The organism is Haliovirga abyssi, assembly GCF_030295325.1.
GTDB lineage: Bacteria > Fusobacteriota > Fusobacteriia > Fusobacteriales > Haliovirgaceae > Haliovirga > Haliovirga abyssi.
Window position 1 is genome coordinate 366,951 of the sequence record NZ_AP027059.1, and the last position, 22,407, is coordinate 389,357.

General features: G+C 24.7%; 14 protein-coding genes. All 14 read left to right on the plus strand.

What is annotated here, in order from left to right:
• The first annotated feature begins 104 nt into the window (after positions 1-104).
• The 14 genes from RDY08_RS01730 to RDY08_RS01795 all read left to right on the plus strand — a co-directional run bounded on the left by RDY08_RS01730 (position 105) and on the right by RDY08_RS01795 (position 22,346).
• Positions 105-1,721 (plus strand): putative manganese-dependent inorganic diphosphatase, encoded by a 1,617-nt coding sequence (locus RDY08_RS01730; RefSeq protein ID WP_307904704.1) that lies wholly within the window; start codon positions 105-107, stop codon positions 1,719-1,721.
• Between the two features lie 239 nt (positions 1,722-1,960).
• Entirely contained in the window at positions 1,961-3,511 is a 1,551-nt protein-coding gene (locus RDY08_RS01735) for an AAA-like domain-containing protein (RefSeq protein ID WP_307904705.1), read from the plus strand.
• A gap of 451 nt (positions 3,512-3,962) precedes the next feature.
• Positions 3,963-5,061 (plus strand): peptide chain release factor 2 gene (gene prfB / locus RDY08_RS01740; RefSeq protein WP_307904706.1). Its coding sequence is split into 2 segments (ribosomal slippage): positions 3,963-4,022 and positions 4,024-5,061, totalling 1,098 coding nucleotides; the frame shifts between segments, so codons are not numbered across the junction.
• Positions 5,062-5,072: 11 nt separating this feature from the next.
• Positions 5,073-6,353 (plus strand): hypothetical protein, encoded by a 1,281-nt coding sequence (locus RDY08_RS01745; protein ID WP_307904707.1) that lies wholly within the window; start codon positions 5,073-5,075, stop codon positions 6,351-6,353.
• A 3-nt stretch (positions 6,354-6,356) separates the two neighbouring features.
• Entirely contained in the window at positions 6,357-6,908 is a 552-nt protein-coding gene (locus RDY08_RS01750; protein ID WP_307904708.1) for a hypothetical protein, read from the plus strand.
• Positions 6,909-6,918: 10 nt separating this feature from the next.
• Positions 6,919-8,430 (plus strand): glutamate--tRNA ligase, encoded by a 1,512-nt coding sequence (gltX, locus tag RDY08_RS01755; protein WP_307904709.1) that lies wholly within the window; start codon positions 6,919-6,921, stop codon positions 8,428-8,430.
• Positions 8,431-8,511: 81 nt separating this feature from the next.
• Positions 8,512-10,236 (plus strand): phospho-sugar mutase, encoded by a 1,725-nt coding sequence (locus RDY08_RS01760; protein WP_307904710.1) that lies wholly within the window; start codon positions 8,512-8,514, stop codon positions 10,234-10,236.
• A gap of 1,130 nt (positions 10,237-11,366) precedes the next feature.
• Positions 11,367-13,127, plus strand: a complete 1,761-nt coding sequence (locus RDY08_RS01765) for a S41 family peptidase (RefSeq protein WP_307904711.1) — start codon at positions 11,367-11,369, stop codon at positions 13,125-13,127.
• 600 nt (positions 13,128-13,727) lie between these two features.
• Positions 13,728-14,180 carry an inner membrane protein YiaA gene (gene yiaA / locus RDY08_RS01770; protein ID WP_307904712.1) on the plus strand — a complete coding sequence of 151 codons (453 nt, stop codon included), beginning with the start codon at positions 13,728-13,730 and terminating at the stop codon, positions 14,178-14,180.
• A gap of 524 nt (positions 14,181-14,704) precedes the next feature.
• Positions 14,705-16,834 (plus strand): glutamine synthetase III family protein, encoded by a 2,130-nt coding sequence (locus tag RDY08_RS01775; RefSeq protein ID WP_307904713.1) that lies wholly within the window; start codon positions 14,705-14,707, stop codon positions 16,832-16,834.
• A gap of 93 nt (positions 16,835-16,927) precedes the next feature.
• Positions 16,928-18,163, plus strand: coding sequence for an MFS transporter (locus RDY08_RS01780; protein WP_307904714.1), 1,236 nt, complete (start codon positions 16,928-16,930; stop codon positions 18,161-18,163).
• Positions 18,164-18,420: 257 nt separating this feature from the next.
• Positions 18,421-19,332, plus strand: coding sequence for an alpha/beta hydrolase (locus RDY08_RS01785; protein WP_307904715.1), 912 nt, complete (start codon positions 18,421-18,423; stop codon positions 19,330-19,332).
• A gap of 316 nt (positions 19,333-19,648) precedes the next feature.
• Entirely contained in the window at positions 19,649-20,728 is a 1,080-nt protein-coding gene (locus tag RDY08_RS01790) for a hypothetical protein (RefSeq protein ID WP_307904716.1), read from the plus strand.
• Between the two features lie 10 nt (positions 20,729-20,738).
• Positions 20,739-22,346 (plus strand): hypothetical protein, encoded by a 1,608-nt coding sequence (locus RDY08_RS01795; protein WP_307904717.1) that lies wholly within the window; start codon positions 20,739-20,741, stop codon positions 22,344-22,346.
• Positions 22,347-22,407 lie beyond the last annotated feature (61 nt).

The following is a 22,407-nucleotide window of genomic DNA, read 5'->3' on the forward strand; positions in this document are numbered from 1 at the left end:
ATAAAATAAATTTGAAAAATTTAAAAAATAAGAGTTTTGCTGAAAAGTTTAGAGCTCTTATTTTTATTATTTTTAAAAAATAAATACATTATATGGAGGATAGAATGAAAGAGAAAATTTTAGTGGTAGGTCATAAAAATCCGGACAGCGATTCTATTTGTTCTGCAATAGTATATGCAAATTTAAAAGAAAAATTGGGACTTGATACAAAGCCGGTTAGATTAGGAAAAATAAATAAAGAAACAGAATTTATATTAAATTATTTCGGAGTAGAAACACCTGAATTAATAGAAACAATAAAACCACAATTAAAAGATTTGAGAAAAGGTGTGAAGGATGTAATAAGAGAAGAAGATTCATTGAGAAAAGTAATTAAATTAATGACAGAAAAAAATTACTCTAGTTTGGCTGTTGTAGATAGTGAAAATAGATTAAAAAGTATGCTTCATATTTCTGAAATTGCAGATGCATATTTGGAAATGGGAGCTATTGATATTTTTAAAAATTATGAAACAACTTTTGAAAATTTATGGCAAGCTCTAGGAAAAGAAGCTTCACTTGTTAATGGAATTTATCCAAAAGGGATAATAAGAGGAAATCTTAGAGGTGTATCTGAATTATCAAAAATTAAAAAAGGAGATATTGTTATTACAACATTATTATCGAAAAATATAAATAATGCTGAAAAAGCAGGTGCAGAATTAATAATAATATGTGTAGATGAAACAGATGTTATTCCAGATTGTAATGTGAAAATTCCTATTGTTAGAGTGAATAATGGAATTTTTAAAGTATTTAAAAGAATATCTGAATCAGTACCAATAAAATCAATATTATCTGATAGTAAATTTATACATTTTTACACAAATGATTATATTGATGATGTAGAAGAAATTATAGATAATAGCGAACAAAATAATTTTCCTGTAGTAGATGAAAATGGAAAAGTAGTTTCAACAATTCGTTTGAAACATATTATGAATATTGAAAAGAATGAAGTTATTTTAGTAGATCATAATGAAGCGCCACAGTCAATAGATGGGATTGAAACAGCTAAAATATTAGAAATAGTAGATCATCATAAATTTGGAAATTTTGAAACTATAGAGCCTTTAATGATAAGAGCAGAACCAGTAGGAGCAACATCTACAGTTATATATGGACTATATAAAGAAGCTAAAATCATTCCAAGTAAAAAGATGGCAGGGCTTATGTTAAGCGCAATATTATCAGATACACTTATTTTTAAGTCGCCTACTTGTACCCAAAAAGATATTAATTATGCAAAAGAATTAGCAAAAATAGCAGATATAGATATTGAAAGTTATGGAATGAAAATGTTAATAGCAGGAACTTCTTTAGGAGATATTACACCATCTGAAATTATAAATATAGATAAAAAAGAGTTTTCAATGGGAAAATTTAATGTTGCTGTAGCACAGGTAAATAGTGTTGATGTAGAAGGAGTTTTAGAAAAGAGAGATGAATTAAAAAAAGTTATAAATGATGAAATATTAGAAAAAAATTATGATATGTTTTTATTTATGATAACAGATATAATAAGAAACGGTTCAAAGATTGTAGCTTTAGGAAAAGCAAAAGAGTTAGTTACTAAAGGATTTAATATTGAGCTAGTTGAGGATGAAGCTTGGTTAGATGGAGTGGTATCTAGGAAAAAACAAATTATTCCATTTTTAATGGATGCAAGTCAAATGATATGAGGGGATAATTGAAAATTAATAATGGGAAATTGATAATGAAAAGATAAAATTAAAAAAGCCAAATATCCACGCTATAGGTTTCTCTTAGATAAGAGAAACCGACAACAAGGGAGGAGTAGAGTTTTTATAAAATTCTTAGCTTTATGACATTGGGATAAAGGCGGATAAAAGATAAATAAAAGATTTTATAGGGGCAGATTCTGTATTTGCCTAAATAATAAAAGTTAATGGGGGCAAAAATGAAAGAATTTAATATAATAGGAACTTGTATTCCAGAAGAGCATTATATGGTAGATACAACATCTAAATTAAATCAAATAATAAAATTAATAGAAAAAAGAAAATATTTTACAATAAATAGGCCTAGACAATATGGGAAAACAACAACAATATATTTGTTGGAAGAAAGATTAAAAAAGAGTAAAGAGTATTTAATGATATCAATAAGTTTTGAAGGTCTTGGAGATGAAAATTTTGAAAATTCAGAGATTTTAGGTAAATCTTTAATAAGAAAAATAAATAAAATGTTAAAAATAAAAAAATTTGAAAATTTAGTAATTGATATTGAAAAAACTCAAATGAAAACGATGGATGATTTAAGCGATATTATAACTGATTTTGTATTAAAAACAGATAAAAAAGTGATATTAATGATAGATGAAGTGGATAAAAGTAGTAATAATCAACTGTTTTTAAATTTTATAGGAATGTTACGAGAAAAATATTTATCAGCAATAAAAAAGCAAGATTATACATTTCATAGTGTGATTTTAGCAGGAGTACATGATGTAAAAAATTTAAAATTAAAGTTACGACCAGATGAGAATAGAACATTAAATAGTCCGTGGAATATAGCGGTAGATTTTGACGTAGATATGTGCTTTAATCCTCAGGAGATAGCAACGATGTTAAGAGAATATGAAGCAGATGTAAAAACAGGAATGGATATAAAAAATATGTCAGAAAAGATATATATGTATACAACTGGTTATCCGTTTTTAGTAAGTAAATTATGCAAAGTAATGGATGAAAAACTAGATAGAAATTTTAGTGAAAAAGGGTTGGAAGAAGCTATAAAAATAACATTGGAAACTCCTAATACACTGTTTGATGATATAATAAAAAATATAGAAAATAATAGAGAATTTTATAAATTTATAGAAAAAGTTATATTAGGGAATGATAAAGTTGATTATGTACATACAGATACAATGGTATCAATAGGAAAAATGTATGGAATAATAAGAGAAAAAAATAGAAAAGTTGAGATAGATAATAAAATATTTGAGATATTACTTTATAATCATATTATAGCGAAACGAGAAAGAGAAAAAGGGGCAGTTTTAACTTATGAATTTAGAACAAAATTTATAGATGATAATGGTAATTTAGATATGGAATTGGTATTGAGTAAATTTCAAGAATTAATGAAAGCAGAATATAGAAAAATAGATGAAAAATTTGTGGAAAGAGAAGGTCGACTACTATTTTTAGCATTTTTGAAACCAATAATAAATGGAACAGGATTTTATTTTGTGGAATCAGAAACAAGAGAGTCAAACAGAATGGATATAGTAGTGACATATAATATGAAAAAATATGTAATAGAGTTGAAGATATGGCGTGGTGGTAAGTATGAACAAGAGGGAAGAGAGCAGTTGTGCGGATATTTAGAATCACAAAATTTAGATAAAGGGTATATGATATTTTATAGCTTTAATAAGGGGAAAAAGTATATTAAGGATAAAGTTATGGTTAAAGGGAAGGAAGTTTTTGAGATAGTTGTATAAAAAATTGGTAAAAAAAATAAAATTAAAAAAGAAAAAAGAGTGTTTTAACCACGGGATAAAGGCGGATGTTCTCAAGTTAAGAGGAACTGGTAATATAGAAAAGTGCTAGATTAATTCGTTCAGCACAAAGACACCAAGAACGCTAAGACACACTAAGAAAACATTTTTTTATTTATTTAATTAGTAGGAAAGTATAAATTTTTCAGAAAAAGATTTATGTTTTTCCATATAAAGCGTTAATCTTATGTTTTTAAATAATTTTTTTCTTTGTGTAACTTTGAGTTCTCCTTTCTTTGTGCTGAAATTGTTTTTCCTACAAAAATTTCGAACTATTGATTTTTTGAGTATTCTTTATATATAAAATGCTCTTTGTTTTTATAAATAGTTATGATATAATATGAGTATAATGGAAAATAGACAAGAAAAAAATGAATTTAAATCAGGAGGATTTATGGATATTTTAGAAATAAAAAGAGATTATGAAAAAATGAAAGAGAAATTAGAAGAGATGAGGAGGCATCTTTGACCTTGCTAACAAAAAAGAAGAGATAAAGAAATTAGAAAAAATAACAGTTGAAGATGGATTTTGGAATGATAAAAGAGAATCAGAAAAAATAATAAAAGAATTAAATATATTAAAAGAGAAAATATCAGAATTTGAAAATATTGAAAGTGAAGTTGAAGAATTAGAAGTTTTAATAGACTTTGTAGAAAGTGGAGAAACAGATTTTGAAGAAGAATTAGAAGAAAAATATAATAAATTAGTAAAAAATATGGATGAGTATGATACTAAGATATTACTATCAGGAGATTATGATATAAATAACGCAATAGTAACAATTCATTCTGGAGCAGGTGGGACAGAAGCTTGTGATTGGGCAGATATGTTATATAGAATGTATAGCAGATGGTGTAATGATAAAAAATATAAAATAGAAGTTTTAGATAGATTAGATGGAGATGGAGCTGGGATAAAAGCAATAACTTTTTTAGTTAAAGGTGAATATTCTTATGGATATTTAAAAAGCGAAAAAGGGGTACATAGATTAGTGCGAATATCACCATTTGATTCAAATAAAAGAAGACATACCTCATTTGCATCAGTAGATATAATGCCAGAAGTAGATGATAATATAGAGATTGTTATTAATAGTCAAGATTTAAGAATAGATACCTATAGAGCTAGTGGTGCTGGTGGACAACATGTAAATATGACAGATTCAGCGGTTAGAATAACACATTTACCAACAAAAACAGTTGTTACGTGTCAAAATCAGAGGTCGCAAATTCAAAATAGAGAAACAGCAATGAAAATATTAAAATCTAAACTTTTTGAAATGGAAATGAAGAAAAAAGAGGAAGAATTAAAAAAAATGCAAGGTGAAATGTCTGAAATAGGTTGGGGGAATCAAATTAGGAGTTATGTATTTCAACCTTATACAATGGTAAAAGACCATAGAACTAATTTTGAAATAGGAAATGTAGCATCTGTTATGGATGGAAATATTGATGGATTTATAAGAGCATATTTGAAATGGATAAAAAGATAAGGGGAAAAATAATGGAAAAAAAATTGATATATTTATTTTTTATAATGTTATTTTCCACAACGATATACGCTAGTAGAGAACAAACTAAAAAAATAAATTTTTCTGTTTTAAGTGTTGGAGATTTTAATGGAGAATATAAAAAAATCCCTAAAATTTTTAATATTGTAAAGCAAACAGAAAGGTTAAGAGATAATCTTGTAAAAATAGATATAGGAAATAATTTTTCAAAAATAGATAATTATAATGATATTATAATGAGATTTTTAAAAAAATCAAAATTTGATTTTAATTTTTTAGGAATAGATGAATTTAAAAGTAAAGTTTATATAAAAGAAAATAAATTTTTTTCAAGTTTAAATTTAATTGAAAATTCTGTAATTCCTTATAAATTAATAAAAAAAGATAATTATATATTAGCAATTGTAGGAATATCAAATTTATATGGGAAAACAGATAATTTAGTTGATTATAAAAAAGAATTAGAAAAGTTGATATATAAGCTTGATTCAAAATCAGATTTTGTATTTATAGTTTCAGATTTAACTAGAGCAGAAAATTTAAATATATTAGCTCAATTTAAAGATATATCAATTTTATTTGAAAGTAATAGTTTTTCATATAATCCAATAGAAAAAATTGGAGAACAGTATATTATAGCTAATAAAAATCCAATTTTATTGGATTTTGTATATAATCCAAATGTTGCAAAACAGATAAACAAACATAATAAAAATTTTTCTTTGAAAAATTTATTTATAGAAGATTATAAAATAATAGATGATTATTCATACTATGAAGAAGACAATAAGTTAAAAGATTATATTAACTGGAAAGAAGAAGTAGAAAAGAAAAAAAATAGTGAATTTAAAATTTTTAATAATAAAACTTTTTACAAAGAAAATGTTTTGTTGGGAGAAAGAATTCCATTTTTAGATAGTATTGGAGAATATTTATCATATTATTATGATTCTGATACAGTTGCATTTGTAAGTTCAGATATAAAAAGAGGATTAAAAAAAGGTATTGTAACTGTAAAAGAGTTGAAAGAGTTATTAAAAAATGATAATATAGAGATATATAATATTTCAGATTTAGAATTACAAAAATTAATAAAAGCTAATAAATTTTTTAAAGGGACAGACAAATATATCTATTTTATTAACGAGTATAAAAATTTAGGAAAAAAAGAGAGTTATAAAATCATTTCAACAGAAGAGTTTGAAAATAGATTTGGATATAAAGGCAAAGTTTTAAATTATACAATATCTGATTTTTTATTACAAAGGAGATAAAATATGAAAAAAATATTTGTTTTATTTATAATTTTATGTAATTTAATAGTGGCACAAGATTACAATAAAGCTGTTATGGAAAATAAAAATATAAAGAGCATCGAGCAAAAACAGATAACAGAACAAGAGATAAGTTTAATTGGAGTAAATGTGGATGGAATTAGAGTAGATAAAATTTATACTAATTTATTATCTCAAAAAAGTGAAGTTGTAATTTTAAAAAAAGATTTGGAAACAGCATTTTTAGCAAAGAATAAAGATATTAAAGAGATAAATTTGACTATAGGTAAAGATAAATTAATAGCAAAAGGAAAAGTTAGTTTGTTAGGGATTATAATGAGTGTTTATTTAGAAGGGGAATTTATTTTAAATGATAATCAAGAATTAGAATTTGATATAAAAAAGGCAAAAGTAAATGGAATTATAGGAGTACCTAAAAAGATTATAGAAGGGTTTAAAAAGCGGTTAAATCCAATATTTAAATTAAAGAAATTTGGGATTCCGTTATATGTAAGTAAGATAATTTTTGAAAAAGATAAAATAAAATTCATATAGGAGGACATAAATGAGAGAAGTAAAAGTAAGAATTGCACCATCACCAACAGGAGATCCACACGTAGGGACAGCTTATATAGCTTTATTTAATTATGTTTTTGCGAAGCATAATAATGGAAAATTTATATTAAGAATAGAGGATACTGATAGAACAAGATCAACAGAGGATTCGGAACAACAAATATTTGATGCTTTAAAATGGTTGGGATTAAATTATGATGAAGGGCCTGATGTAGGTGGAGAATTTGGACCATATAGACAATCAGAAAGATTTGACATTTATAAAAAATATGCTTTAGAATTAGTAGAAAAAGGTGCAGCATATTACTGTTTTTGTACACAAGAAAGATTGAAAAAATTAAGAGAAAGACAAATTGCAATGAAAAAAGCACCTGGTTATGATGGACATTGTAGAAGTCTTACCAAAGAAGAAGTTGAAGCAAATTTAAAAGAAGGAAAACCTTATGTAATAAGATTAAAAATGCCATATGAAGGGAAAACAGTAATCAAAGACCTTTTAAGAGGAGAAGTTTCATTTGAAAACGATAAAATAGATGATCAAATATTACTAAAATCAGATGGATTTCCAACTTATCATTTAGCAAATGTAGTAGATGATCATTTAATGGGAATTACACATGTAATTAGAGCAGAAGAATGGATACCATCAACTCCAAAACATATACAACTATATAAAGCTTTTGGATGGGAAGAACCAGTATGGGTACATATGCCACTACTTAGAAATGCAGATAAAAGTAAAATATCTAAAAGAAAAAATCCAGTTTCATTAAATTATTATATAGAAACAGGATATTTAAAAGAGGGTATTCTTAATTTCTTAGCATTAATGGGATGGGGATTAGGCGAAGAAAAAGAGATGTTTGGATTAGATGAAATGATAGAAAAGTTTACATTTGATAGAGCTTCACTTGGAGGTCCTGTATTTGATCTGAAAAAACTTGGTTGGTTAAATAATTTACATATGAGAAATAAAGATTTAGGAGAATTAACAAAATTAGCAATACCTTATTTTGTTAAAGCAGGATACTTAAAAGATGAAAATATGACAGATGAAGAATTTGAAAATTTGAAATCAGTAATAAAAATAGCAAGAGAGCCATCGCAAACATTATCAGATTTACCAAAAGAATCAAAAATATATTTTGTAGATGACTTTATGTTGCCGGAAGTAGAAGAAGGAATGTTTGCAAAACAAAAAAAAACAATAGTGAGATTACACAAAGCAATAGAAGATGAGATTGGGAAAAAAGCTATTCAATTATTTATAGAAAAAATAGAGAAAATGGAAGAAAATATTTCAGAAGAAGATGCAAAAAATATTTTACATAGTTTATTAGATGAGATAGGAGAAGGAGCTGGAAAAATTCTTATGCCTATAAGAGCAGTATTAACTGGAGAACCAAAAGGTCCAGATCTGTATACAGTTATAAATGTAATTGGAAAAACTAGAGTATTAAAAAGAGTAAATAATATAGTTGAAAAATATAATTTGAAATAAAAATTAAATTAGATTAAATTAAATAATTGATTTTTGCAATATTTAATTTAAAATATTATAAGACTTTAAGGAGGGGATATTATGAAAGAGTACATGAAAAAATATGAGGAATGGTTGGCTTCTGATTATATTGAAGCAGAGGATAAAAAAGAGTTAGAGGCAATAAGAGATGATGAAAAAGAGATAGAGGAAAGATTTTATCAAGATTTAGAATTTGGAACAGGTGGATTAAGAGGAATAAGAGGAATGGGAACTAATAGAATAAATGAATATGTAATTAGAAAAGCTACTCAAGGGTTAATTAATTATATGTTGAAAAATGATGAAAAAGCAAAAGAAAAAGGAATAGTAATTGCATATGATTCAAGAATAAAATCATATGAATTTGCTTTAAATACTGCATTAGTTGCAGCAGGAAATGGAGTAAAAGCATATCTTTTTGAAAGTTTAAGGCCAACTCCAATGCTGTCTTTTGCAGTAAGAGAACTTGGAGCATTATCAGGAGTAGTAGTAACTGCAAGTCATAATCCATCAGAATATAATGGATATAAAGCTTATTGGGAAGATGGAGCTCAAGTTACAGCACCTCATGATGTATTAATTATAGAAGAAGTTAAAAAAATGACAGATTTGTCACAAGTGAAAATAGCAACTGAGGAAGAAGCTAAAAAAAATGGATTATTAACAATAATAGGAAAAGAGATTGACGATAAATTTATAGCTGAATTAAAAAAATTGGCAATAAAACCAAATATAGTAAAAGAAGTAGCAGATAAATTAAAAGTGGTATATACTCCACTTAATGGGACAGGAAATGTACCAGTACAAAGAATATTAAAAGATATAGGATTAAAAAATCTATATGTTGTAAAGGAACAAGAGATGCCTGATGGGAATTTCACAACAGTAGGATATCCCAATCCAGAAGATCCAAAAGTATTTAAATTAGGGATAAAATTAGCAGAAGAAGTAGGAGCTAAAATCATAATGGCTAATGATCCAGATGCAGATAGAATAGGAATATCTATTAAATCAAAAACTGGGGAATGGATATATCCAAATGGAAATCAAGTAGGGATATTGTTGTCTGAATATATTTTAAGTAATATGAAAAAAATTCCAGAAAATGGAGTTATAATATCAACAGTAGTATCTACTCCAATGTTAGATAAAGTGGCAAAAGCTTATGGAGTAGAAGTAATAAGAACTTTAACAGGATTTAAATTTATAGGAGAAAAAATAAAAGAATTTAAAGAAGGGAAATATGATAAAGAGTTTATATTTGGATTTGAAGAAAGTTATGGATATTTAAGAGGAACTCATTCAAGAGATAAAGATGCTATAGTTGCAACAATGCTTATAACAGAAATGGTAGCATATTTTGAAAGTATAGGAACAACAGTTGAAGAACAAATTGAAAAAATGTATGAAAAATATGGGTATTACAAAGAAGGAATAAAAGCAGTAACTATGCAAGGAAAAGAAGGAGCAGAAAAAATAGTATCGATAATGAAGAATTTAAGAGAAAATTCTCCAAAAGAGATTTTAGGTAAAAAAGTTAGAATATTAAATGACTTTTTATTACAAAAAGAGAAAAATTTAATAGATGGAACAGAAAAAGAATTAATTTTACCTAAATCAAATGTATTACAATTTATATTAGAAGATGATACATATATTACAGCAAGACCAAGTGGAACAGAGCCAAAAATAAAATTTTATTTTGGCGTAAATGCGGATACAAAAGCTGGGGTAGAAGAGAAGTTAAGTAGCGCAATGGAAGATTTTTTGAAGATTGTAATGTAATTAAAGGATAATATGGAAAGCAACTGCTAGATTTGGCAGTTGCTTTTTTTGTGGAATTTAAATCTATAGTTTTTGGGGAGAGTTTATTTAGAGAAAAAATGAAATGTATATTGAAAAAAATAGTTTGTTATGATAAAATATATGTAGTATTATAGTAATAGGATAATTTTTTACAAGATTAAAACTATTAAAAAAGAACGGCTAAAAGTAATTTTCTCATTTTGTTTGAAAAATATGAACATATTTATAGGTTCCTTCAAATGGTTTTGTCAAAATTATTTTTTAATAGAACTAATAAAATTATAATAGTTGATTTTTTTATTAATATCTAACATTCTTTAATATCATATTTTTTAGATATATATTTTCTTTTTAAATAAATAAAAAATTAAGTTAAAAAGTAGTAGAAATATAAAAAAATATTAAATTTTGTAGAAAAAACATTCTATATATAATGAAAATATAAAAAAGGAAGAAGATATGAAAGGGAAAAAATTTCAATTGTTGAGTTGTACAAATTAGGGTAGAGTATTTTTATAAATTTTTATTTTCTGAAAAATTTTGCTTTGAAAAATCGCATATTAAAAAAACAGCGTAGTTTATTTTCTGAACAAATGAAAAAGAGATAATAGATATATATGTAACATTAACAAATGTTGAAGAAACATTTATATTTTTCAAATCAGATTTGGGAATGAGAATGAGATATTATAGAAAAGATAACAGAATAGAATCACATTTATTTATAACGATTTGAGCATATCATTTACTAATAGCAATAGAATATCAACTAAGCGCAAATGATATCAAACATAATTGGAAATATATAAAGAAGGAATGGTGTATCAAGTAAGAGTAACAACTGGATTTTTAACATCAGGAGGAAAAGCGCTATATGTTAGAAATAGATTTAGAGCTAATGAATTTCCAAAAAATCTATGCAGCATTAAAATTAGAATCAAGACCAATGAAGTCAAAAGTGTAATTATATAAATTTGTAGTGTTGAGAATTTTATTACTTATAATATTCTCGATGTTTTTTAGTGGCAAATATGAAATTCGGGTTAAAATTATAGAATAAATATTTAAAAAGGAAATTAAAATTATATTTAAAAATTTAGGAGGAGAAATTGAAAAAGATAAATAAACTAATAGTGATTATTATAGCTATATTATTTGTAGGGTGTTCTACATTAAGGCAAGATGTTAAAGATATAAAAAAGAAAAATGAAAAAGTTAAAATTGATAACAAAAAAGAAAAAATAAAATTTTATTCTAGTGAAAACGATTATTATAATGAAGGTAAAATTGGTGAATATAATTTAATAAAAAAGAATGATATATATTGGATATCATTTAGTGAACTTAACAATTTATTAATAAAAGCAAGAATTAGGAAATACGGAAATGATAAGTACATGGCTTATGGTAGAAAGATTATAATAGAGAAAGAAATGAATGTAGTAAAATTAGAAACTAGATATATTATAAATGATATAGTTATAAATAATTATGATATCGATTCAAAAGAAAATTTAATAATGAAAATGAAAAAAAAATATCCTGAATATAATATGACAAGTTTGGATATAAATAAAGCGGGATTTAATAAATTTGTTTATAAAGCAGAAAATTTATCGAAAGAAAAAATAGAAGTAAGGTTCGATTTAGATAATAGACGAGCTATAAAGAATGAATATAAAATTTATTCATTGAAAGAACTTAATCTTAAGTTTTTTAAAGTTAATAAAGAATATTATTTTCCGTTATTTTTAATAGGTGAAATATTTTTTAATGATAATCTTTATTTTGTTCATAACAAGAATAAAGTCAACATTTATAAAGGAACTAATATAGATCAATTAGGTCAAAAAATACTACCCCCTATTAATAAAGAATCAAGTTTAAGATTGAGAAAACTATCTACAAATTACTTATTTTATCTATTAGATAGCTATTATCCTAATAAAAAGATAATAGCAGAATTAAGAAAAAAATATATAGAGAAAATTAGAATGAGTAAAGATAATAATAGTTATTATAAAGAAATAAATAAAATGTTTAGTGAACTAAATGATTGGCATACAACATTAGTTAATCCTGTGTATGATTTAGAGTCTGTTCAAATTGAGGAATCGAAATATTTGAAAGCGGTTACAGAAGAAATTCCTAACAAAAATATTAAAATGAATAAAAAAATAAATATTAAGATGAAAGATGTATACAAAATAAGAAATAAATATCCATATGCAGAAAAATATATAAAAGGAAGGTCAAAAATTAGTTTCACACAACCAGAAGAAGGCACATTCGTAATAAAAATTAAAGATTTTAAGCATATTGAAAATTTTGAGAAGGTTAAAAAAAAGATAGAATATATTTTTAAAGAAATAAATAAAAGAGGTATAAAAAATCTAATTTTTGATTTAAGAAATAATCCAGGAGGAAGTCCTGATTTGGTTGAAGAAATGCTAAGTTATTTAGGGAATAAAAGTATTAATATATACTATAAAGGTCAAAATATCTTATATAAGGAAGAAGTTTTAACAAAAGATAAGGATAATTTTATGGGAAAAGTAGTAGTTTTATCAAATAAAAATGATTATAGTGCTGCAAATTATTTTATTCTAATAGTTAAGACAAATAATTTGGGTAAAATTATAGGAGAAAAGAGTCATGGAGGGGCACATACTCCAAATTATTATATATTGCCTGATAATACAGTGATTCATATGTCAAATGATTGCATAGTTGATACAGATAAATTTGGGAATGACTTTGAAAAAGGGGTAGAGCCAGATATATATGTAGAAGAAAATTTTAAAGGTAAAAATGATGACATACTAGATGCTGCATTAAGATATTTAAATGAAGAAGAGAGAGGTAGATAGTGAAAAAAATTGAGACTTTAAAGGATATATTCAAGTTTTTCCATTATTTACGACCATATTTAAAAATATTACTGTATATGTTAAACTAACTTTTAGTTTAACATATACAGTAGCTGTCAATTAATCAATTCATCTAGCTTTTTTAATTTATATTTTTCTAATTTTTAATATTTACATCTGAACTGTAACTTTATTTAGAGAAAAAAATAAAATATATATTGAAAAAAATAGTTTACTATGATAAAATATATACAGTATTATAGTAATAGGATAATTTTTTACAAATTTAAAACTATTAATAAAGAACGGCTTAAAAGTAATTTTCTCATTTTGTTTGAAAAATATGAACATATTTATAGGTTCTTTCAAACAGTTTTGTTAAAATTATTTTTTAATAAAACTATAGTAGTTCATTTTTTTATTAATATCTAACATTCTTTAATATCATATTTTTTAGATACATATTTTTTTTTAAATAAATAAAAAATTAAGTTAAAGAGTAGTATAAAAAGTAGTGGAAATAAAAAATATTAAATTTTGTAGAAAAAATATTATATATTTATTTGGAAATGCAAAATAAAAATATAACAGGGAGGAAAAATGGAAAATAAAAATATAGAAGGAAAAAAATTTGAAAAAGTAGAAGTAAAAGAAAATAAATTAAAAAAAACTATTGAACCTTCAGGAGCTTTTGTAGGGGCTTCTTGGGTAGCTCTTTTTTCTGGAATTATTGCTTACTTGATTGGATTATGGAATGCTACAATGCTTTTAAATGAAAAAGGATATTATTTTACGGTATTAATGTTTGGGCTTTTTTCAGCAGTATCTTTACAAAAGACTGTTAGAGATAAGGAAGAGGGGATTCCTATTACGAATATTTATTATGGAATTAGTTGGTTATCCTTGATGACATCTATAGGATTACTTTCTATTGGCCTTTGGAATGCAGGACTTACAAAAAGTGAAAAGGGATTTTATGCAATGGCATTTATATTAAGTATATTTTCGTCAATTGTTGTGCAAAAAAATATAAGAGATACAAATTCTAAATAAATAATTTACACTTTAATCTGAAAGAGTATAAATATTTTTTTGAATTTTTGATTTCTGAAAAATTTTATTTTGAAAAATTAAATATTCCAAAAGGATATAAAGTAAATCATTCAATTGCATTGTGATATTCTAAAATAGAAGCATTAAATGTTCCTAAAAGAAAAGAAAATTCTTACACTATTATTAAATAAGAATTAATATTTATAATGTACTTTAGTGAGTGAAAGCGCAATCTATTTTACTCAATAAAGTACTGTTTTTTATTTTTTGAAATATGGTATAATAAAATGCAAAAAAAATATTCCATATATTAATTTCAGATAAAAAATATTCTAAAATAAGCTTAAAAAATAGATTAAAGATAATTTTTTCAAATATTTTTATATTAATCATTTGCAAACCATATCATATACAAAATATATGAAATTATATATACTATATATTTGAAAAAAATATGTCAGCGTGATAAAATATTTAAAAATACTATAATAATAGTACAATTTAAATCGAAAGGAGTATGGAGAATGTATAGAAAAGTTGTGGATTATGCAGAACAACCGTTAGAAAAAATGTATGGAGAAAATTCATTTAGCGATGCTAAAATGAGAGAAAGATTACCTAAAAGTATTTACAAAGAATTTAAAAAAGTGCAAAATGGAGACAAAGAATTAACAATTGAGGTAGCAGAAGTTTTGGCTAATGCTATAAAAGATTGGGCAATTGAAAAAGGGGCAACTCATTACACACATTGGTTTCAACCATTAACAGGACTTACAGCAGAAAAGCATGATTCTTTTATATCACCAACAGCAGATGGAAGCGTTATATTAGAATTTTCTGGAAAAGAATTAATTCAAGGTGAACCAGATGCCTCATCATTTCCTAATGGAGGATTAAGAGCAACATTCGAAGCAAGAGGATATACTGCTTGGGACGTAACTTCTCCAATATTCTTAAAAGAAGATAATACAGGAATTACATTATATATACCAACAGCATTTATTTCTTATACAGGAGAAGCTTTGGATAAAAAAGTTCCATTATTAAGATCTATGGATGCTTTAAATAAACAAGCTATGAGAGTGTTAAAAGCTTTAGGAAATAAAGATTCTAAAAAAGTAATAACAACAGTAGGACCAGAACAAGAATATTTTTTAGTAGATAAAGAATATTTTGAAAAAAGAATGGATCTTGTGCTTGCAGGAAGAACTGTTTTTGGAGCAATGCCTCCAAAAGGACAAGAGATGGATGACCATTATTTTGGACAAATAAAAGATAGAGTAGCAGCATATATGAGAGAGCTTGATTATGAATTATGGAAATTAGGAATTGCAGCAAAGACAAAACATAATGAAGTTGCTCCAAATCAATTTGAATTAGCAGTGATATTTGGGACTACAAATGTTGCAGCTGATCATAATCAATTAGTTATGGAAACAATGAGAAGAGTGGCAGGAAGACATAATCTTGTAGCTTTATTACATGAAAAACCATATGCAGGTGTAAATGGATCAGGAAAACATAATAACTGGTCAATGGCTACTGATGATGGTAAAAATTTATTAGAACCAGGAAAAACTCCACATGAAAATATGCAATTCTTATTATTTATGACAGGAGTAATAAAAGCTGTAGATAAATATGCACCAATGTTAAGATTATCAGCTGCTAATGCAGGAAACGATCATAGATTAGGAGCTAATGAAGCCCCACCTGCAATTATCTCAATATTCTTAGGAGATTTATTGAGTGATATATTAGAAAAAATATCTAATGGAGAAGCTGCTAAAGGAAAAGATGGAGTAAAACTTGAATTAGGAACTGACTCATTACCAAAATTACCAAAAGATTTAACAGATAGAAATAGAACCTCTCCATTTGCATTTACAGGAAATAAATTTGAATTTAGAATGGTTGCAAGTTCAGATTCAATTTCTGGTGTAAATGTTATATTAAATACAATGGTTGCAGATGTTTTAAAAGAGTTTGCAGATGAATTAGAAAATGCAACTGATAAAAAAGCAGCTGTAGAAAAAATTATAAAAGATGCTTATTCTGCACATAAAAGAGTAGTATTTAATGGCGATGGATATGCAGAAGGTTGGGTAGCTGAAGCAGAAAAAAGAGGATTACCTAATTTGAAAAGTACAGTAGATGTATTGCCAGAAGGAAAAACTAAAGAAGTTATAGATTTATTTACAAAACATGGAGTATTTACAGAAGAGGAACTTGTATCAAGATTCTATATTTATTCTGAAAAATATTCTCAACAAATAAATATTGAAGCTAATATAATGGTTGAAATGGCTAATATGCAAATATTCCCATCTGCTAATAAATATGCAAAACAATTAGCTGATACTATAAAATCTGTAAAAGAAGTATTATCTGATGCAGATACAGTAGAACAAGAAAAATCATTAAAAGCTGTTTTAAATAATATAAAAGGATTAAAAGAAGGAATAGCTGAATTAGAAAAATTAATAATTGATGCTCAAAATACAGAAGGTGAATATGAACAAGCTAAATTCTATAGAGAAAAAGTTTTAGCTAAAATGGAAGAAGCAAGAGTTTATGGAGATAATTTAGAAAAACTTGTAGAGAAAGAATTATGGCCTTTCCCAACTTACGAAGATTTATTATTTAGATTATAAGAATTGAAAATATAAAGAAAGCTTTTAAAGGTAAACTTTAAGGGCTTTCTTATATTTGAAATATTATTTATAAATAAAATAGGGAGGTTTAAAATGGGCAGAAGATTTTACTTGTATATTTTAGGTCGATTAGTATCTATAATTGGAACAGGAGTTCAAATGCTTGCATTGCCATTATATGTTTTAGATATTAGTAAGTCGGCAGCGGTTATGGGAGGATTTGTAGCAGTTACAACTTTACCATCAATAATATTTTTACCATTCTTTGGAGTAATAGCGGATAAAAAAAATAAAAAAAACATAATGGTTTTATCAGATATATTAAGTGGAATAACAACTCTGTTTATGTTCTTGACAATTTTTTTTAATTTCAATTCTATTTACATTTTAGGATTTTTACAAATGATATTATTATTAATAAATTCATTTTTTTATTCATCAACAATGGCATTTTTCGGAGAAATTGTGCAGGAAAAAGATTTACAAAAAGCAAGTAGCATTTCGGAAACAAATAATAATATAGCAAAATTAGGTGCTCCTTTTTTAGGGGGAATTATATATATGGCATATGGAATAAAACTTATCTTTTTAATAAATTCAATTTCTTTTTTTATTTCAGCATTATTGGAAAAATTTATAAAATACGAATTTAAAAAAGTAGAAAATAATAATAAATTAAAATTAAAAAATTTTATTGAAGATATAAAAGAAACGTTGATATATATAAACTCTTATTTGGATTTAAAAGAAGTAGTAATACTTGCTATATTTTTAAATCTGTTTGTCATGCCACTTTTTTCTGTTGTTTTACCATATGGATTAAGGGTTGTTTTAAAAGTTAATTCGTCTGAATATGGTATAATAGAAACAATTTTTGCATTGGGGACTATTGTAGGGAGTTTAGTTTATGGAATGTTAAACAACAAGGTTAAATTTAAAAAATATTATTTGTTAGGAGCTTTTTTCATTATACTTTTTATATATGGAATTTCATTTAATATTGGAATAAAAAATGTATTTATGCTTTCTTCTATATTTTTTATGATTTTTTCTTTAATGATTACAATTATAAATTTACCATTAATGGTAGAATTTCAGAAGTTAGTAGATAATAAAATAAAAGCTAGATTTTTTAGCATATTTATGTTTTTAAGTCAAATATTGGTTCCACTGACAAGTTATCTATTTGGGTTAATGGTATCAAAAATAAATATTTATCTATTTATCTATTTTATTTCAATATCTTCTATAATATTTCTATTAATAATGAAAAAAAGATATGAATTTATAAGGAAAATTGAGATGTTAAAAATAAATAAGGAATATTGAAGAAATAAACTTGTAAAACCTTTGCTATTAAATATATTTAATAGCAAGGGCTTTTATATTGCTTTGATAGCATATATATATAAACGATCCATTAATGTGAATATTAATTTTCAAACAAAAGTTATTGACTTTCCATGGAAAATATAATAATATTATTTTAGAATAGAATATATAATAAAATATAAAAAAATTATTTTTTAACATTCTATGAAACATTAAAGTTATAGATATTTTGAATATAGGAGATGAATGTTATAATGGAAAAATTTGAAATAAAAGGTATTGATGGTAATAAAATAAATGTGTATAAATGGGTACCAAAAGGAGAAGTTAAAGGAGTGGTACAAATATTTCATGGTATGGCAGAACATGCACTAAGGTATAAAAAATTTGCTATATTTTTAAATGATAAAGGTTATGCTGTATATGCAAATGATCATAGAGGACATGGAAATAGCGTAGATAATATCTCAGAGCTTGGAAGAATAGGTGAAAATGGATTTTATGGAATTGTTGAAGATGAAAAAATATTAATGGAAAAAATAAAGAAAGAAAATTTAGGATTACCAATAATAATATTAGGACATAGTATGGGTTCTTTTATAGCTCAAGAATATATTACAAAATATGGAAATGAAATTAGTGGAGTTATACTTTCTGGAACAGCTATGAAATCTGGAATGGATCTGAAATTAGCACTTATATTAGCAAAATTACAGATGAAGCTGTTTGGTAGATATAAGCCAGCAAAATTTATAAGTAATTTAAGTTTTGGAAGTAATAATAAAAAAATACAAAATGCAAAAACAAGTAATGATTGGTTATCAAGAGATGAAAAAGAGGTTGATAAATATAATAAAGATAAATATTGTGGAACTACTTTCCCAATAGAATTCTATTACGAATTTTTTAAAGGATTATCAAAATTATACGAAAAAGAAAAATTAAATCAAATTCCTTTAGAGTTACCAATATATATTTTTTCAGGAGATGCTGATCCAGTAGGGAATTATGGGAAAAGTACAAAAGATTTATATAATTTATATGAAAAATTAGGCTTGAAAAATTTAGAAATAAAATTATATTCTGGCGGAAGGCACGAAATGTTAAATGAAAAAAATAGAATGAAAGTTTATGAAAATGTGTACAATTGGATAAGGGAAGTTTAATTTTTTTTAGATTTCCTTATGAAAGAAGTTATTTTTAAAAATATAAAATAAAAAGAGTATAGTGAATGACTTTAGTTGGGCAGTTTTTTTACCCCTTTCAAAGAAAGCTTTTGAGAATTATTTTTAATATAATTTTTTATGTCAATTTTTTCTACAAAAACTTATAACTATTGAAATAAATTTACTATTGACTTTTTGTATAAAAAAAGATACAATGTGTAAAAATAAAGGACGGTTTTGTGAGGGGTTTAATATTATTTTTTCTTTAAAATCATTTTATAGAACAAGATTGTATCCTAAAATAATGGGAGAACAAATGTTAAGAAAGGTATTTTTTATATTTATAATATTTTCCAATTTCACTTTCTCTTATGAGTTGGTTTTAAAAAATATTGATTATCTAAATTATAAATCAAATAAAATTAAAGGGTATAAAATTGAAATAAATAGAAAGAATGATATATACATAAAATATTTATGTGGTGGATATTCAAATTCGGCTATTAATGATAAATTGAATTTAGATATTATGCATGGGAAAGTATATTTTTTTGATATGAAAAGATTAGACATAGATAGTAAACAAATAACATTTTTAAATGAAAAATTTAGTTTTATAAATCAAAATTTAAACATATATGGTGTGAATTTAAAGAAATACTATATAAGTTATAAATTAAGATATATGAATGATAATTTAAAAGTAGAGAATAATAAAGGAAAATTAGAGTTTAATAAATTAAATTATATAAATAATAATTTAAAAATAAGCATATTAAAATTCAATTACATTAATATAAATTCAAGATTATTAATAAATAAAATAGATATAGGGAATATAAAAGTAAAATCATACATTTTAAGTTTAGAAATAAAAAAAGCAAATTTATTTATTGGAAAATTTGAATTAGATAGTAATTTAAAAGTTGATAATAATTCTTTGGGAGTTTTAGGATTGGGTAGAACATATAATTTAATAGGGAAAGAAGAAATCTATACTTTAGGGTTTAAAATTAAAAAAAATCTTTGGGATTTAAAAATAGATTTATTGACAGGGATATTTATTAAAGGAAAATATAATGAATGTAATATAAATAGCAAGATAATAAAATATATATTTCCATTCGATATAAAGGTAGAAAATGGTATAGAGAAATATTATTTAGATATTGATAAAAAGATATATGGAATAATAAGATTAAACTATGAAAAACATTTTAAAAATAATATAATTTTAGGAGTAGAAAAGTTTATGCCATATATTGGAAGTATAAACTTAAAAAATGTTATTAATAAAAAAGAAGAAGAAAAAAATCATAAATTTAAAATTAATAAATCTGAAATACTTGATTATTTAAAAGCAGGAAACAGTATATATATTAAAATAAATTTTTAGGAGGGAAAAAATGAAAAAATTAGTATCGGCAATTTTATTAGGAGTGATGTTATTAACAACAGGATGTTTTAGTGAGGCGACTAAAGAAGAAGATTCATCAGAAGCAGTACAGGAAACACATTTACAAAATTCTGAGCCAAAAGAGGTAGTTTTAAATTTCAATCAAGAAGATAGTACTAAAATTAGCAATATGATGGAAGAAAATAAAGATATATTTTCTTTGGTGGAAGGAATCAGAAATGAAGGAATACTGAGTGAAAATGCCACTATAGGGTATGTAGAGGATGCAATTTTATCTTTCAAAGGAGTTGAAGATGAATTTAATATATCATTTGATAATGGGGGAAATATTTATAATAGTTTAAAAAGAGGAGTAAAAAGAGTAGGAAATAGTGACGTTAATCTAGAAGATATGAAAAATCAAATAAAAACAAAATTATTGCCAAAACTTGATACTGCGATATCTAAGTTAAAATTGGCAGTAGAAGAAAATCAAATAATTGTTATAAAAATTGGAGAAGGAAGTTCTTCAAAAGTAAAAATATATCCAGCACATATATTAATGCTTCAATCTATTTTAAGAGGATATAAAGGGTTATTAGAATATATTTGTGCTTATGATCTTAATATTACAGAAGATCAAATGTCAGAATTTATGAATAAGATGAAAAATATACCAACAGATAAAGTAGTAAGGGTAGGAGATTATATATTTAATAATTTGCCTTCAAATTTATTAAATATAACTGATAAAAGTTATATTTTAAAATCAAAAGAGAGTTTTAATACGGCATTTAACGAATTTTTAGAAGCTATAGATAATATTCCTACAGGAGATCTTTGGAAAATTGACTTGGCTACAGGGAAATTGGATATAAATGAAAATCATGTTTTTTCAGAAGGAGAAAATATGGCTGTACTACCGTTAAATCTAATAAATGAAATAAAATCTACAGTAAAAGAGATGAAAGCTGTTATAACTGGAAAAACAACAGTAAATATAATAGGAGTAAAAATAGATATGGATTTAAGTGTAATATTTAAGTCAGATTTTGCGGTAAAAGATATTATTAAAAGAGTATCAAATTATTTTGCATATACAAATAATGTAAATGATCAAAATACAGAAGCTTTAGCAACAGAAACTTTAGGAGGAGTATTTCCTAATGGACTAAAAGCAGTAGTTGAGAAGATACTTTTAAAGATAAATGATCCAAATTCTGGTGATCCAACTAATTGGGAACAGTTTACTGAAAGGATTAATGCAGATTGTATAAATCCTAATAATTCAAAAGATACTGCAGATTTATCTTCTGGAAAATATGAGTTAAGTGATGTAAAAAAAGGGGATATTTTTAAAATAAAAGGTGTAGCAGAAAATGAAAAATATAAAATTTATGTTAAAGAGAAAAATGTTAGTTATTCTTTAAAAATAGAATTTTATAATAAAAATGTTATAAAGCTGAATGATTATACTTGGTTTGATGAAAGTTATGGTTATAATTATGATTATTACTATCATGAGATAAATGAATTTTCTAAAATTGGATATTTAAAGATAGGAGATTTAAATATGTATGATAGCAATAGTGTTACTTTGATTATAGAAAAAATGTAAACTATGGAACGTTTAAAAAATAATGTTCTCATATTTTGTTATAAAAACGCTTAAAATATTG

Coding starts and splice junctions, on each gene's coding strand:
- RDY08_RS01785 (WP_307904715.1), top strand. CDS start 18,421: ATGGAAAAATTTGAAATAAAAGGTATTGATGGTAATAAAATAAATGTG.
- gltX (WP_307904709.1), top strand. CDS start 6,919: ATGAGAGAAGTAAAAGTAAGAATTGCACCATCACCAACAGGAGATCCA.
- yiaA (WP_307904712.1), top strand. CDS start 13,728: ATGGAAAATAAAAATATAGAAGGAAAAAAATTTGAAAAAGTAGAAGTA.
- RDY08_RS01760 (WP_307904710.1), top strand. CDS start 8,512: ATGAAAGAGTACATGAAAAAATATGAGGAATGGTTGGCTTCTGATTAT.
- RDY08_RS01780 (WP_307904714.1), top strand. CDS start 16,928: ATGGGCAGAAGATTTTACTTGTATATTTTAGGTCGATTAGTATCTATA.
- RDY08_RS01745 (WP_307904707.1), top strand. CDS start 5,073: ATGGAAAAAAAATTGATATATTTATTTTTTATAATGTTATTTTCCACA.
- RDY08_RS01735 (WP_307904705.1), top strand. CDS start 1,961: ATGAAAGAATTTAATATAATAGGAACTTGTATTCCAGAAGAGCATTAT.
- RDY08_RS01775 (WP_307904713.1), top strand. CDS start 14,705: ATGTATAGAAAAGTTGTGGATTATGCAGAACAACCGTTAGAAAAAATG.
- RDY08_RS01730 (WP_307904704.1), top strand. CDS start 105: ATGAAAGAGAAAATTTTAGTGGTAGGTCATAAAAATCCGGACAGCGAT.
- RDY08_RS01790 (WP_307904716.1), top strand. CDS start 19,649: ATGTTAAGAAAGGTATTTTTTATATTTATAATATTTTCCAATTTCACT.
- RDY08_RS01750 (WP_307904708.1), top strand. CDS start 6,357: ATGAAAAAAATATTTGTTTTATTTATAATTTTATGTAATTTAATAGTG.
- RDY08_RS01795 (WP_307904717.1), top strand. CDS start 20,739: ATGAAAAAATTAGTATCGGCAATTTTATTAGGAGTGATGTTATTAACA.